The 12,702-nt window shown below is 69.3% G+C and carries 13 protein-coding genes; 7 read left to right on the top strand and 6 right to left on the bottom strand.

What is annotated here, in order from left to right; all coding sequences use genetic code 11:
* Window positions 1-75: 75 nt before the first annotated feature.
* Together ACGFIR_RS28585 and ACGFIR_RS28580 are read left to right on the top strand one after the other, a co-directional pair.
* Window positions 76-531: a lamin tail domain-containing protein gene (locus ACGFIR_RS28585; RefSeq protein WP_392997903.1), complete on the top strand. Its 456-nt coding sequence runs from the start codon at window positions 76-78 to the stop codon at window positions 529-531.
* 337 nt (window positions 532-868) lie between these two features.
* Window positions 869-2,578 carry a bifunctional metallophosphatase/5'-nucleotidase gene (locus tag ACGFIR_RS28580; RefSeq protein WP_393148293.1) on the top strand — a complete coding sequence of 570 codons (1,710 nt, stop codon included), beginning with the start codon at window positions 869-871 and terminating at the stop codon, window positions 2,576-2,578.
* A gap of 155 nt (window positions 2,579-2,733) precedes the next feature.
* Here ACGFIR_RS28580 and ACGFIR_RS28575 read toward each other — a convergent pair whose 3' ends face one another.
* A complete protein-coding gene (locus tag ACGFIR_RS28575; protein ID WP_392997905.1) occupies window positions 2,734-4,017 on the bottom strand; it encodes an MFS transporter in 1,284 nt (427 codons plus the stop codon).
* A 132-nt stretch (window positions 4,018-4,149) separates the two neighbouring features.
* Here ACGFIR_RS28575 and ACGFIR_RS28570 point away from each other — a divergent pair, with 132 nt between their 5' ends.
* The gene (locus tag ACGFIR_RS28570; RefSeq protein ID WP_392997906.1) at window positions 4,150-4,623 is read left to right on the top strand and encodes a hypothetical protein; all 474 of its coding nucleotides are present in this window, start codon (window positions 4,150-4,152) and stop codon (window positions 4,621-4,623) included.
* Between the two features lie 21 nt (window positions 4,624-4,644).
* Here the strand turns inward: ACGFIR_RS28570 and ACGFIR_RS28565 are convergent, their stop codons facing one another.
* Window positions 4,645-4,911 carry a helix-turn-helix domain-containing protein gene (locus ACGFIR_RS28565; protein ID WP_392997907.1) on the bottom strand — a complete coding sequence of 89 codons (267 nt, stop codon included), beginning with the start codon at window positions 4,909-4,911 and terminating at the stop codon, window positions 4,645-4,647.
* 88 nt (window positions 4,912-4,999) lie between these two features.
* Between ACGFIR_RS28565 and map the strand changes: the two genes are divergently transcribed.
* Window positions 5,000-5,818, top strand: coding sequence for a type I methionyl aminopeptidase (map, locus tag ACGFIR_RS28560; RefSeq protein ID WP_393148291.1), 819 nt, complete (start codon window positions 5,000-5,002; stop codon window positions 5,816-5,818).
* A 76-nt stretch (window positions 5,819-5,894) separates the two neighbouring features.
* Here map and ACGFIR_RS28555 read toward each other — a convergent pair whose 3' ends face one another.
* The 3 genes from ACGFIR_RS28555 to ACGFIR_RS28545 are packed head-to-tail and all read right to left on the bottom strand — an operon-like array spanning window position 5,895 to window position 7,244.
* Window positions 5,895-6,539 (bottom strand): hypothetical protein, encoded by a 645-nt coding sequence (locus ACGFIR_RS28555; protein WP_393148289.1) that lies wholly within the window; start codon window positions 6,537-6,539, stop codon window positions 5,895-5,897.
* Window positions 6,536-7,093 carry a helix-turn-helix domain-containing protein gene (locus tag ACGFIR_RS28550; RefSeq protein ID WP_393148287.1) on the bottom strand — a complete coding sequence of 186 codons (558 nt, stop codon included), beginning with the start codon at window positions 7,091-7,093 and terminating at the stop codon, window positions 6,536-6,538. The genes ACGFIR_RS28555 and ACGFIR_RS28550 overlap by 4 nt, the downstream gene beginning before the upstream one ends.
* Window positions 7,080-7,244 carry a hypothetical protein gene (locus ACGFIR_RS28545; protein ID WP_393148285.1) on the bottom strand — a complete coding sequence of 55 codons (165 nt, stop codon included), beginning with the start codon at window positions 7,242-7,244 and terminating at the stop codon, window positions 7,080-7,082. Before ACGFIR_RS28545 ends, ACGFIR_RS28550 begins: the two co-directional genes overlap by 14 nt.
* A gap of 190 nt (window positions 7,245-7,434) precedes the next feature.
* On the opposite strand from ACGFIR_RS28545, the gene ACGFIR_RS28540 reads away from it, so the two are divergent.
* Entirely contained in the window at window positions 7,435-8,514 is a 1,080-nt protein-coding gene (locus tag ACGFIR_RS28540; RefSeq protein ID WP_393148367.1) for a helix-turn-helix domain-containing protein, read from the top strand.
* Between the two features lie 1,887 nt (window positions 8,515-10,401).
* Here ACGFIR_RS28540 and ACGFIR_RS28535 read toward each other — a convergent pair.
* Window positions 10,402-11,343 (bottom strand): XRE family transcriptional regulator, encoded by a 942-nt coding sequence (locus tag ACGFIR_RS28535; RefSeq protein ID WP_393148283.1) that lies wholly within the window; start codon window positions 11,341-11,343, stop codon window positions 10,402-10,404.
* Window positions 11,344-11,971: 628 nt separating this feature from the next.
* On the opposite strand from ACGFIR_RS28535, the gene ACGFIR_RS28530 reads away from it, so the two are divergent.
* Together ACGFIR_RS28530 and ACGFIR_RS28525 are read left to right on the top strand one after the other, a co-directional pair.
* Window positions 11,972-12,265: a hypothetical protein gene (locus ACGFIR_RS28530; RefSeq protein ID WP_393148281.1), complete on the top strand. Its 294-nt coding sequence runs from the start codon at window positions 11,972-11,974 to the stop codon at window positions 12,263-12,265.
* Entirely contained in the window at window positions 12,262-12,609 is a 348-nt protein-coding gene (locus ACGFIR_RS28525; protein WP_393148279.1) for a hypothetical protein, read from the top strand. Before ACGFIR_RS28530 ends, ACGFIR_RS28525 begins: the two co-directional genes overlap by 4 nt.
* Window positions 12,610-12,702 lie beyond the last annotated feature (93 nt).

Raw genomic sequence — 12,702 nt, 5'->3', positions numbered from 1 at the left:
GCCAGCCGTGCGTGGGGCACGGCGCAACGGCTCATCCGCCGGCCTGCGGGCCGGCTGTCCCTGTGGGGGAATCGCATGAGAAGAAGGCTGATCGGTCTCGCGGTGGCGTTCGCCGTCACGGTGGGCGTCTCGCTGACCACCGCAGGCCCGGCCCAGGCGGCCACCCCGGCCATCCAGATCACCAAGGTCTACTACAACTCGCCGGGGGCCGACAACCGCTCGAACTCCAGCCTCAACGCCGAGTACGTCCGGCTGACCAACCGGCGCTCGACCACCCTGAACCTGAAGAGCTGGACGCTGCGCGACAAGTCCAACCACGTCTACAAGTTCTCGGGCGACTTCAAGCTGCGCCCGGGCGCCAGCGTGGTGATCCACACCGGACGGGGCACCAACAGCTCGACCCACCGTTACTGGGGCTCGCGCGCCTACATCTGGAACAACACCGGCGACAAGGCGTACCTGCGCAACTCGTCCGGCACCCTGATCGACTCCTGCTCGTGGGGTAGCAGGGGCAGCTACACGAACTGCTGACGTGGGCACCGGCCCCGGGCGACCGGGGCCGGTGGTCAGACGCCCTCCGGCCGCCCGCGTGCCACCTCGGGACACCCGCAGTCATCAACAGTGGACGATCGGCGAACCCCTGCCGGGCATGTCGGAAACGTCCGCGCGGATCTCACCGGCCGCAGGCGTATCCCCAGCTCCCTGGGCCGCCCCGGTCGCGCGGTGACCGGCGGCGATGAGAGGCTGTCGGCGATCCGGCGGCGGTCACCCATCGCCGCCGACCGCGACCCGAACCCTGCCGACGGCGCGGCCGACCCGGCGTGAACCGCCGCCCGGGTGCCCGCGCCGGCTTCCCACGAGGAGTTCCATGTCCATCTCCGGGACGCGCCGGGCCGCCATCGGCCTGACCGTGCTCGCCGTGGCCGCCTTCGGCGCGGTCACGACCACCCCCGACCAGGCGGACGCCGGCCCGAAGCCGGTCGCCGTCAAGCTGCTCGCCCTCAACGACTTCCACGGCAACCTCGAACCGCCCTCCGGCTCCAGCGGCAGCATCGCCGGGCAGCCCGCCGGTGGCGTCGAGTACCTCGCCACCCAGCTCGCCGCGCTGCGCGAGCGCGCCGCCAAGAAGCAGAACACCATCACCGTGGCGGCCGGCGACCTGATCGGCGCCTCCCCGCTGCTCTCCGCCGCGTTCCACGACGAGCCGGCGATCGAGGCGCTGTCGCTGGCCGGGCTCGACTACGCCAGCGTCGGCAACCACGAGTTCGACGAGGGCGCGGACGAACTGCTGCGGATCCAGAACGGCGGCTGCCACCCGGTCGACGGCTGCGCCGACGGCACCCCGTACAAGGGCGCCGGCTTCCAGTACCTCTCCGCGAACGCGTTCAAGACCGCGACCGGCCAGCCGCTGCTGGCCCCGTACGCGATCCACAAGGTGCAGGGCGTCAAGGTCGGCTTCATCGGCATGACGCTGGAGGGCACCCCGCGGATCGTCAGCCAGCAGGGCGTCGCCGGCCTGACCTTCGCCGACGAGGCGCAGACCGCCAACCGCTACGCCCGCGAGCTGCGTCGCCAGGGCGTCGAGGCCATCGTCGTGCTGCTGCACGAGGGCGGCACCCAGGACGCCACCGGCGGCATCAACGACTGCAAGGGCATCTCCGGCCCCATCGTGGACATCGCCAACCGGATGGACCCGTCGATCGACGTGGTCGTCAGCGGCCACACCCACCAGGCGTACAACTGCGAGATCGGCGGCAAGCTGGTCACCAGCGCCAGCTCCTTCGGCCGCCTGGTCACCGACATCGACCTCTCCATCGACCGGCGCACCGGCGACGTGATCAGCGCCCGGGCCGAGAACGTGGTGGTCACCCGGGACCTCGACCCGGACCGGGCGCAGACCGACCTGATCAACCGCTACAAGACCCTGCTCGGCCCGGTCGCCGGCCGCGAGGTCGGCCAGACCACCGAAGAGATCAAGAAGACCCAGGAGACCCTCTTCGGTACGCACCTGGGTGAGTCCCCGCTGGGCAACCTGATCGCCGACGCGCAACTCGCCGCCACCGACGACGAGCAGGGCGCGGTCGCCGCCTTCATGAACCCCGGTGGCGTACGCGCCGACCTCGACGCCGGCCCGGTCACCTACGAGGAGGCGTTCACGGTGCAGCCGTTCGCCAACAACCTCGTGACGCTCGACCTCACCGGCGCGCAGCTCTACTGCCTGCTGGAGCAGCAGTTCGTCGCCGGCCGGACGCTCTACCCGTCGTCGACCGTCCGGTACGTCGTCGACCCGGCCGGCACCACCGGCACCGTCGCCGACGCCTGTGCCGGCACCCGGGTCGTCCGGGGCAGCCTCACCCTCGGCGGGGTGGCGGTCACCGCCGACGCCACGTACCGGATCACGGTGAACAACTTCCTCTCCGGCGGCGGCGACGGCTTCACCGTCCTGACGGGCGGCACCAACGCGGTCACCGGAATGATCGACCTGGACGCGTTCGTGGCCTACCTGACCGCGCAGTCCCCGGTCTCGGCGCCGACGCTGGACCGCATCCGCACCACGGCGGAGGTTGCCGCCTCCTGACGGCAGCGGTACGCACCGACGGGCCCCGGAGCACCCGCTCCGGGGCCCGTCGACGTCGGGAAGGGAGCCACGCCGGGAAGGGAGCCGTGCCGCGGCCGGGCGGGCCGACGCGGTGGCGGTGTCCCAGCGGCGCTTCCGGGGACGCCCCGGGGCGCTCAGGCTTTGGCGGGGGCCGGCTCGGCGGCCGGCGGGGTGGCCGGCGCGCGGCCGTCCTGGGCGGTCGTGAGCAACCGCCGCAGGGAGAGCGCGATGAGCGAGGCCACCAGGCAGCCGCTGACGACCGCCACGACCCAGATCCGGCCGTTGGCCGCCCCGATCAGCGGGCCCGCCGTGACCGGGCCGATCACCCCGCTGACGCCGAAGATCATCGAGCTCATGGCGTTGTAGCGGCCCCGCAGCTCGTCCGTGGCGAGGGCGTTGGTCAGCGCCGGCATGACCGGCGACAGCAGCGTCTCGCCGAAGCCGAAGACCGCCGAGCAGGCCACGACGCAGAGGGCGGCGAGCAGGGCGTTGCCGGGGCCGACCACGCCCCCGGCCCCCAGCACCAGCCAGGCGGACGCGAAGACCCCGCCGACGACCGCCAGCGCGCCCGTCCGGCTGCGCCCCTCCATCCGCCGCAGGACCAGCAACTGGGAGAGCACGATCATCACCGTGTTGCCGGCCAGCGCCCAGGCGACCACGCGCGGCGTCACCTCGACCACCCGCACGGCGTACGCGGTGAAGCCGACCTCGATCTGCGCGTAGCCGCAGGTGGTCAGGACCAGGCCGAAGATGACGAGCCGCCGGAACGGGCGGTCGCGCAGCACGGTGAGGTAGCCGCCGGCCGACCTCTGCTCCCCGGCGGGCCCGGCGGCGAGCCGGCGGCCCACGTGCGGCAGGGTCAGCAGGATCAGCGCGGGCATCAGGTAGCTGATCGCGTCGAGCACGTAGATCGCCTGGAAGGTGACCGCGCGGGCGGTGTCGACGATCGCGCCGGAGGTCAGGCCGCCGACGCCGATACCGAGGTTGAGCAGGGCGAAGTTCAGCCCGAACACCCGTTGCCGCTCGTCGGCGTCGGTGATCGAGGCGAGGATCGTGTTCTGCCCGGGCCAGATGACGGAGCTGCCCATCGCGACCAGCGTCATCACCCCGAACGCCGAGGGCGTCGAGTCGACCAGCGCCAGCGAACCGGTGCCGACCGCCTCGATCAGCAGGCCCGACAGCAGGATCCGGCGCGCGCCGAACCGGTCGATGAGGGTGCCGCCGATCGGCGACAGCGCCAGGGTGATCACGCCGTACCAGCCGATGACCAGGCCGGCCCGGGTGTCGGTGAGGCCCCGCACGTCGGTCAGGTAGATGAACAGGAACGGCAGGGTGAGGCCGCGCCCGATCGCCGACAACAGCGTGCCGACGAGCATCCGCCGGGCTTCGGGACGGCGGGGCAGGGCGCGACTGAGCATCCCCCGATTCTGTGTCGTGGGTGTGACGCGGCGCGAGGCCTTTTGCCGTCGAGTTTTCCGGCCGCCGTGTGCGTGGGGTCACACCCCGGGCGCGGCGGCGGGGCGTCGTACCCTTCTGCGATCCTGGTCGCGATGACCACCACCTGGCGGCACCTGCCCGCACCGGCCCGCGAGATCGCCACCGCCACCACCGACGCGGTCGCCGCCGCACGCGAGCGCGCGCCCGAGGCGTACGACGTCGCGGTGGCCCGGCTCGCGGCGGCCGAATGGTCCGGCCTGGTGCTCGGCGCGGTGGTCCGCCTGCTGTTGGAGGAGACCCACCCCGACGGCCTGGACGGCGACGACGTCCGTCAGGTGCTCGAAGGTTGCGTACGCGACGCCGCGCAGTGGCGGTCCGACGTGGACCCGCACGTGGTGCTCGTCCTGCTGGCGGGTGCCCTCGGCGTCTACGACCCGGACGGCGACGAGTCGCCGCCCGACCCGCCCGCCGTGGCGCGGCACGCGCCGCTGCTCGTCGCCGACCTGCTCGCCGCCACCGGCCGGCCCGTCGACGGATATCTGACGGCGGCGTTCACCGAGATCGCCCGCACCGAACGGCAGGACTGACCGGCTACTGAGGGCTGGTGTCTAGGACGCCTGGCGGACGGGCAGATCGGCCAGCCAGACGTCGGCCAGGTCGGCGAGGGGGACGTCGAGGGCCTGGCTGAGGCAGACGACGGTGCCGAACGCCGGTGCGGGCAGGCGGCCCGCCTCGATCTTGCGCAGTGTCTCGGGGGAGATGCCGGCTGCCAGGGCCACCTCGACGAGGCTGCGGTTGGCCCGCGCGGCCCGGAGGGCGGCTCCGAGGCGCTGGCCCGCGGCGATCTGTTCGGCGGTGAGTGGTTGGCGAACCATGGCAGCAGGATATCCCTCCTGAGCGCCCCGACCTGGCGTGGTATAAAAATACCGGTATAAAAATACCGCGCGGGAGAGGGAGGCTGTCGTGATCGAGCTCAAGTCCGCCGAGGAGATCGGCCGGATGGCGGTGACCGGGCAGTTCGTCGGCGAACTGCTCGCCGAGCTGAGCGGTGTCGCCGCGGTCGGGGTCAACCTGATGGACCTCGAACACCACGCCCGTCGCCGGATCGCCGAACGCGGCGCCGAATCCTGCTACTGGGACTACGCCCCGTCGTTCGGTCGTGGCCCGTTCCGCAACGTGCTGTGCCTGTCGGTCAACGACGCGGTGCTGCACGGCCTGCCGCACGACTACGTCCTGCGCGACGGTGACCTGCTCAGCATCGACATGGCGGTCAGCATCGACGGCTGGGTCGCCGACTCCGCGCTCTCCGTCGTCGTCGGCACCCCCGACCCGGCCGACCTGAAGCTGATCGAGGCCACCGAGGTCGCGCTGGAGGCCGCCATCGCCGCAGCCCAGCCCGACGGTCGCCTCGGCGACATCTCCGCCGCGATCGGTGAGGTCGCCCGCTCCTACGGCTACGGCGTCAACGCCGAGTTCGGCGGCCACGGCATCGGCCGCACCATGCACGAGGCCCCGCACGTCTCCAACGACGGCCGCCCCCGGCGCGGCCTGAGACTCGACCCCGGCCTCACCCTCGCCATCGAGCCCTGGTTCTGCCGCTCCACGGACAAGATCAAGTTCGACGGGGACGGCTGGACGATCCGCTCCGCCGACGGCTCCCGTACCGCCCACTCCGAGCACACGGTCGCCATCACGGCCGCCGGCCCCCAGGTCCTGACTTGCCGCCCCACTCCCGGCGACGCCCCGGCCGACGCCACCAGGAAGCCCGCCGCAGCCGCCTGAGCCCTCGCCCACCCGGGACCTGCCAGCCTTCGGAGCGACGGCACGCGCGCTACGGGCCAGCCCGGGACAGGATCGTTCAGCCCAGCCCGAGGGTGACGGCGAGCTGCGTGAGCGTCGCCGAGGCGTGCGGAGCGCGGGTCACCTGGGCCAGCACGCCCCGGGCCGCCGGTCGATGCCGGATCTCGGCCGGTGCGGTGCGTTCGGCCTCCAGCAGGGCCCGAGCGGCGTTGGCCGGATCGTCCGCGCCCAGGTACGCGCGGGCCGCGTCGACCAGGTGGGCGGCGCGGTGTTCGGCGGGCAGCCACAGCCAGCCGTCCCGCCGGATGGTCTTCTCGTGCCAGGCCACCGCGTCGCGGGCGTTCCCGAGTTCGACCGCTGCGGTGGCCCTGGCCAGGTCCACCGCCGTCGCCCCGAATCCGGTCCGGTGGTGGTCGTCTCCGTCCCCCACGCGGACAGCCATGTCGGTGGCCTCGTCCAGCAGCCTGGCAACGGCGGACTCGTGCCCGTAGGCGGCTGCCGCCAGAGCCGCCTGCACGAGCAGCGTTCCGCACAGGGACAGCTCGGCGGCGGTGCCGGACTCGACCACGGGCGGGGCGATCCGGTACGCGGCAGCCACCATCGCCGGCTTCGCCACCCGTGCCCGCCCCGACGCCCGCAGGACCTGACCGAGCTGCACCGCCGCGGCGGCGATGAGGAACCGGTCACCGGTCGCGGCGATCATGGCCCGATCGGCGGCCAGCCACGCCAGGTCGACCTCGCCGAGCTTGACCAGCAGCGCGGCCGTGATCCGGCCTCCACCAGAGGCACCCGGGCCGCAGCGGGATCGTCGGCGTGGGTGCGCTGCGCGTCGACCAGCAGGTCCGGCAGCAGGTGGATCACCTGCGGGTAGCGGGCGTGCTGGAAGGTGGTCCACACGTGCGCGACATCCCGGGCCACCCGGTCAGCGGGCAGGACCGGGCGGCGGGCCGCCGGGCGTCCCAATGCGATCTCGTACGTGGACAGGGCCGCCCGGATCCGCTCCACACCCTCGGCGCGTTCGGTCACCTCAGCGGGCTGGACGCCCCGACCGAGCAGCATGGCCGTGTCGATCCGCAGCACGGCGGCGATGTCCTGGAGGGTCGACACCCTGTCGAGGGCGCGGACACCCCGCTCGACCTTGTCCACCCAGCTCTTCGACTTGCCCAGCCGGTCGGCGAACACCTGCTGCGACAACTTCCGCCGCCCCCGCCAGTACGCCACCCGCCGCCCGATCGGCAGCCGCTCACTGCTGTCCACGCCGCCACCGCCGGTCGGGCAGAGCACGGGCGATCTCCTCGGCCGGTATCCGTTCGGCCTCCGCCTGCGCGAGAAGGCGCTGCTTGGCCGCCTCACGTTCCGCCTGCTGGATCTGCTCGCCTCTGGCCTGGTCCGGAGCTTCGTCGCTCATCCCGCCTCCGCTGGTAGGGGCGCGGCGACGCTGCTCTCGCATTAACGACACCGCCGCACCCGAGTTGGCGACGCAACGAAGGCCGGGTTCTCGCCTGGCAGCGCTTGCCGCGTCTGGGATCTACTTTGGTGACCCCACGATTACGCTCGGAAGCGTCTCGATGCTTTCAAGACCTTTCACGGGGGCTCCGGTGGATGACCTCGGCGCAGAACTGAGGCAGGCTCGTACCGAGGCCGGCGTGACGCTGGCCTCCATCGCGGCCCGTACCTGCTACTCGGCATCGCACCTGAGCAACGTCGAGGCGGGACGCCGAACCGCGACACCGGACATCGTGCTCGCCTACGCGCGAGCGTTGGGAGACCCGGACGTGCGACGCAGACACCTGCTCAAAGCCGCGACCATCGGCCCGATCGCCGCCAACGAGCTGATCCGATCCGGCTTCACCGCAGCGCTGACCGGCAAGCGGGACAGCGAGGACCGCTGGCGCGACCGGGTCGACCAGTACGGCCGCGACTACATGGAGATCGGCGCCGACTCCCTCCAGGTCCAGCTCGCCGGTGACCTCGTCGTCCTGCAACAGCAGCTCGACTCCCCGGCGATGTGGGCGACTGCCGCCCGCGCCCTCACGACCTACGGCAAGACCACCAAGGACCCGACCGAGGCGATCGGCTGGTACGATACCGCCCGGATCGCCGCCGACCGTTCCGACGACCTGGCCGTCCGGGTCTGGGTACGCGGCCGGGCCGCCATCGCCCTGGCCTACGAGGGTGCAGCTCTGCCCGTCGCCAAGCGGTACGCCGACGAAGCCATCGCCCTGTCCGACCGGCCGTCCCTCGGACGCCTCCAGGCACTGATGGCCCGCGCACACGTCGCCGCCGGGCGAGGCGATATCGGCGGAGCAATCACGGCCGACGAGGACGCACGACGGATTTTCGACCTAGCTGCCTCACCAGACGGGGAGATCTCCGACGCCGCCGTACCCGCCTGGCGAATGGCCACCTTCCGGTCGATGCTCTACGCCCGACTTGGCATGACCGGCCCCGGTGAGCAGGCCCAAGCCGACGCCGACCGGCTCCGGCCGGCATCACTGACCCGGTTCGCCACCCACATCGAGTTGCATCGCGCCCTCATGATGACCAAGTCCGGAGACCGGTCCGGAGGACTCGCCTACGCCCGACGAGCCTGGGCGACACTGCCAGCAGACCGCCGCTCACAGACCCTCGGACTGGTCCTACAAGAAGTCGAGAGAGCAGCGCGCCACCCAATCTGACCCGAGGCGGGATCGGACCGCTGCCCTGCAAAGCGTCGCGGGTTGCTCGGTATTCTCCGGTCGACAGCATCTGATCCTGTTTATCGCCGCTGGCATCGACCAGAACGTGGTCGCCCACGACCGTAAGCACATCACGTCTTTCACGGCCCTGCGAGAGCACTGATCGCCGGAAACGAATCAAGGCCCCTCCGGTGGAGGGGCCTTGACCTGCTGTTACCTCTGGTCGGGGTGGCCGGATTCGAACCGACGACCTCTTCGTCCCGAACGCCCGTACGACTCGCTAGAGGGTGCCAACGGTTGTTGCCGGCTGCGGCGTAGTGCAGGCTGCGCGCCGTTCCACGTCAACGGCTGTCGTTCGCTGTCGTTTGGCGTGCTGACTTCCTGCTGACTCTGCCGACTGCACGTACCAGGCGGCGTCGGAGAGAGTGACGACGTGACGACTGGACCCGACCCGCAAGCCGAGTGGTGGATCACCTCCGACGTTGCTGCCTACATCGGGGTTCAGGTGGCAACGGTGGTGACGTACCGGAAGCGTGAGCAGATGCCCGCTCCTGACATGACGGTTGGGCGTACGCACATGTGGCGACCAGCACGGATCATCGAATGGCACGCCGCCCGTCCCCGTCCCGGCGTCGGGGGCCGCTCTGGCTCCAAGAGGAGCTAGGAGGCGTTTGGTTGCTCGGGAGCGGAGGGTGTGGGATTCGAACTCACGAAGGACATCGCTGCCTCCCGGTTTCCAAGACCAACCGTTGCAAGCCTCTGAGCAGGCAAGATGCCGGCGATTGGTCCCTCCCGTGTCGGCCATTTGCCGCCAGGCCGCTTAGACACCTGTCCTGCCCCGTCCTGCGGACGTGAGTTGGACGTGCCGGCTGCTCGCGCTGCCGGCCGCCGAGGCAGGGGGCCGCGAGCTCACGCCTATCGCGGCAGCTCACGCCTTTCTGCTGGCTGCCTCTAACTCAGTAGGCGGCGCGGTCGAAGAGAATCTGTGGGAAGTGTGCCATTTAGCATACTTGGGAAAAACATTCAAGGCGCGATGCGCATTGATGAAAGGCATGATCCTCGTTATGCTTCAAGGGTCCGACAGCGGGAGGAGAAAATAATGCGAGACTTGCGGAAATCGACCCTTAGGGGTCTGACCGTTACCGCAATGGCATTCGGGGGTTTGGCTGTGGCAGCAACTCCCGCCATGGCTGACCACGGGGCATACATGACGGTTTCGTATTGGAACAATGGTAACGATTGCAACAACATGGCAATCGCTTACAACTTCAACCCGTTGGACGACTGGACGGATGCTAGCTGCCACTACGTCAATGGCCGGTGGGCCCTAGTGGCAAAGCACGCCTAGTGCCCTGACAAATTCAAGCGATGCTGGTCGGGCCGCTCTTGACGGCCCGGCCAGCATTGCGTGCCGTTCAAACCGAACTCGACACTTTGCATGAGCAGCGACGCCGCCGCAGGTCAGTTACGTGTGGCACTGAATGCGCCCTCAATGGGTTGCAGATGTGGCGCTTTTGCATAGAACAAAGCGCATTGCTGGCGGCTGGAGAGTTTACAGTCTTGAGCCCCGATTCCCTTGTGGTAATCATCCGTTGCTGCCTGCGCCCAGAGCTGCAGCTCGACGAGGACCACGCTAGCGGCGTCTTGCCCCAGTAGCGCTCGTGTCGAAGAATAAGCCAGCGAACGGAATTTCTCAGTTTGGCTCCACGCCAAAATCCGCTCAGCCGTGTCGCCAGTAGCTCGGGCTACGACTCTCTCCGCTGCCACTTTTTCCGAACGGCGAGTCACTCTACCGCTGGCTTGGCTTCGTCCGCACAGCCAATCCTGCCATGCGACTTCGACTGCCTGCGTCAGACGCCTGAGAACTACCGCCGGGTGATTAACCGCTCAGCGTCCGAGCGCTTGAAGCTCTTCAAGGAAGGCGGCGGCCTGTTGTTCTGACGGGTATTTGTCGGCAAGAACTCGGCGCAGTTCGCCCGAAACCATGAGCAGCGAAGGAAGAGACTTCCGTTCACCCGATATCGCGCGCTGACCGAGGGATACGGCTTGCTCAACGTCGCCTTCACGGGCGGCCACTACGCCGAGAGTGATTTCCGCCTCCGCAATTCTCATGGGCTTGCGCGGCGTGCCGTCCATGTCAGTTGAAGACCGTATTACCTCCTCGGCATAGACCCGTGCCCGCTCGTTGTCGCCAAACAGTCTGTAGCAGTCCATCGCGTAAAGGTCGAACTTTGACGGATCGACTACGAAGTGATGGTCAACGTCTTCCGGGTAGGGCAGGGTTTCCAAGATTGCCCGGCCCTGGTCTAGGGCCTTTTCCATCTCGCGGCGGTCGCCAATACGTGCCCAAGCCTTCGCCTTCTGTGCTGCAAGCTGGACGGTCACGCTCCTGTGACCAGCGACGAACTCGCCCGCGTTGGCTGCGGCAATCACTCCCCGGTAATCCCCCTGCGTAATGGCGAACCATGCCGCCATTTCGTGCGCCCACCCCATCACGTCGGCGTCGCCGGCTACCTCGCCTAGGGAGAGCGCCGCCCGTTGTGTAGCCCTCGCCTCATGCCGGCGGCCCATGTCGTATTCCACGCAGCCGATCAGCAGGGATACCGTTCCTGCCAGTGAGAGAACTTCCTGATGTTGGGACAGGGTTAGGCGACGGTCCAAAAGGCTGCAAATTCGCCTCAGCCACGCGTGGCCCTCGATAGCGAGCTGTTCCGGGCTCATGTACGGATATTCGGAACAGAGGCGATCGGCAGTAATGCGCAAAGCCTCCAAGGTTGCGGGAGATGCGTCGGAAGTGCGCAGCCGAGACACCAGCTCAAGGGTGTTCATACCGACACCGCTTAGCAGTTCCGAATCTCCGCTTCGGTGACTCGGGGAAGAATGCCGCGCTGACAGTTCCGAATGTCTTTGCAATGAGCGGCTTGTAAAAGTCGTCAGGCTCGACCTCGCCCGCTTCCCATCGCTTCCAATTCCTGAGCAAGCTTGAGGCAGAAGGAATCCTCTTGTCGGCGTGGCTCTCCAATGCTCGAACGGCGTCCATCTGGGACCAGCCTCGCGCCTGTCGCTCTGCCCGCATCCGCCGCGCCCATGCCGGCCTGTCGTCGCCGTGCGTGCCGTCGCTCCCCATGCGGCCAGTATCGCGTCGCCGGTGCGGTGACAGGGAAGGGGACAACGGCCTGTCCCTACCGATGACACTCGTCGCCCGCCCCATGACCGACCAATGTGGAGGCCAAGACGGGTCGGGAGCGCCGGGCGACTTCCGTTGACGCGATGGGTCGACGAAGTGCTAGTTGAGCTAGTAATTTCCGGGTTGAGGGCGCGCTAGCTGAGTTAGTAATTGGCCTCGGAAGTTGGCCCCGGCGGGCTCCTACCCCCGCCGAGGCCGGCACATCAACGGCTCTCCCAGCGAAAGGAGTACGAAGATGCAGGTCAAGGGTATATCTCGGTAGCGCCAACGATGGACAGCCGCGCGTTCGCGGGGCTGGCGGTCCAGTACCGGCCAGCACGGCTGAACCCGGCGGGGGTGTGCCTGTACTGCGAGACGCGCTGGTGCCGGTCGTCGAAGTGCATCGAGGCGCACGCGGCGTCGCTGTGGGCCCCCTGCCCGGTGTGCGACGGGTTCAGCTTCGGTCGCTGCAACAACTGCATGAACGGCGTGGTGGAGGTGTCCCGAGACGGCCTGATTGAGTTGGCCGATCGGGTGCTGCCGCGCCGTGCGGAAGAGCCTGTCGCGTACGCGGTGGCGGCGTGATGGAGACCCGGTGGAAGCGACTGGGGTTTGAGCGTGGTTGGTCGCAGCGTGACGTGCTGCGGCGCTTGGCGGCGGCGGCCCGCCGCCAGGGCGTGGACCTGCCGGCCGAAGAGTCGGTGAAGAAGCAGCTCAGCCGGTGGGAGAACGGGCACAGCCGCCCAACCTCGTTCTACTACGGCCTGCTGACCGAGGTGTTTGACCTGCCGCCGGACGACGGCCCGATGCCGGTCGCCGCGCCGAAGCCGGGCACGGTGACCGCCGAGATGGCGTCGCTGCGCGCCGAGGTCGCCCGCCTGGCCGAGTTGGTGTCGCGCCTGACAACCCCGGTTGCCGCCACCCGGTGACGCAACGCCCGCGGGCGGGTGACGGAACCCGCCAGGCGGCAAGCGTCACGAGATCAAATTGGCAACCAGTCACGCTCGGGGCCGGCGTCACGG

Origin of the sequence: Micromonospora sp. NPDC049051, assembly GCF_043197575.1 — a bacterium.
Classification (GTDB): domain Bacteria; phylum Actinomycetota; class Actinomycetes; order Mycobacteriales; family Micromonosporaceae; genus Micromonospora.
The sequence above is the reverse complement of the archived record's forward strand: the minus strand, read 5'-3'. Positions and strand labels throughout refer to the sequence as shown.

What these genes read in the sequence shown, in the direction of transcription:
- ACGFIR_RS28535 (WP_393148283.1), bottom strand. Translation starts at nt 11,343, where the DNA reads ATGAACACCCTTGAGCTGGTGTCTCGGCTGCGCACTTCCGACGCATCT.
- ACGFIR_RS28545 (WP_393148285.1), bottom strand. Translation starts at nt 7,244, where the DNA reads ATGAGCGACGAAGCTCCGGACCAGGCCAGAGGCGAGCAGATCCAGCAG.
- ACGFIR_RS28575 (WP_392997905.1), bottom strand. Translation starts at nt 4,017, where the DNA reads ATGCTCAGTCGCGCCCTGCCCCGCCGTCCCGAAGCCCGGCGGATGCTC.
- ACGFIR_RS28555 (WP_393148289.1), bottom strand. Translation starts at nt 6,539, where the DNA reads ATGATCGCCGCGACCGGTGACCGGTTCCTCATCGCCGCCGCGGCGGTG.
- ACGFIR_RS28585 (WP_392997903.1), top strand. Translation starts at nt 76, where the DNA reads ATGAGAAGAAGGCTGATCGGTCTCGCGGTGGCGTTCGCCGTCACGGTG.
- ACGFIR_RS28565 (WP_392997907.1), bottom strand. Translation starts at nt 4,911, where the DNA reads ATGGTTCGCCAACCACTCACCGCCGAACAGATCGCCGCGGGCCAGCGC.
- ACGFIR_RS28580 (WP_393148293.1), top strand. Translation starts at nt 869, where the DNA reads ATGTCCATCTCCGGGACGCGCCGGGCCGCCATCGGCCTGACCGTGCTC.
- ACGFIR_RS28570 (WP_392997906.1), top strand. Translation starts at nt 4,150, where the DNA reads ATGACCACCACCTGGCGGCACCTGCCCGCACCGGCCCGCGAGATCGCC.
- ACGFIR_RS28530 (WP_393148281.1), top strand. Translation starts at nt 11,972, where the DNA reads ATGGACAGCCGCGCGTTCGCGGGGCTGGCGGTCCAGTACCGGCCAGCA.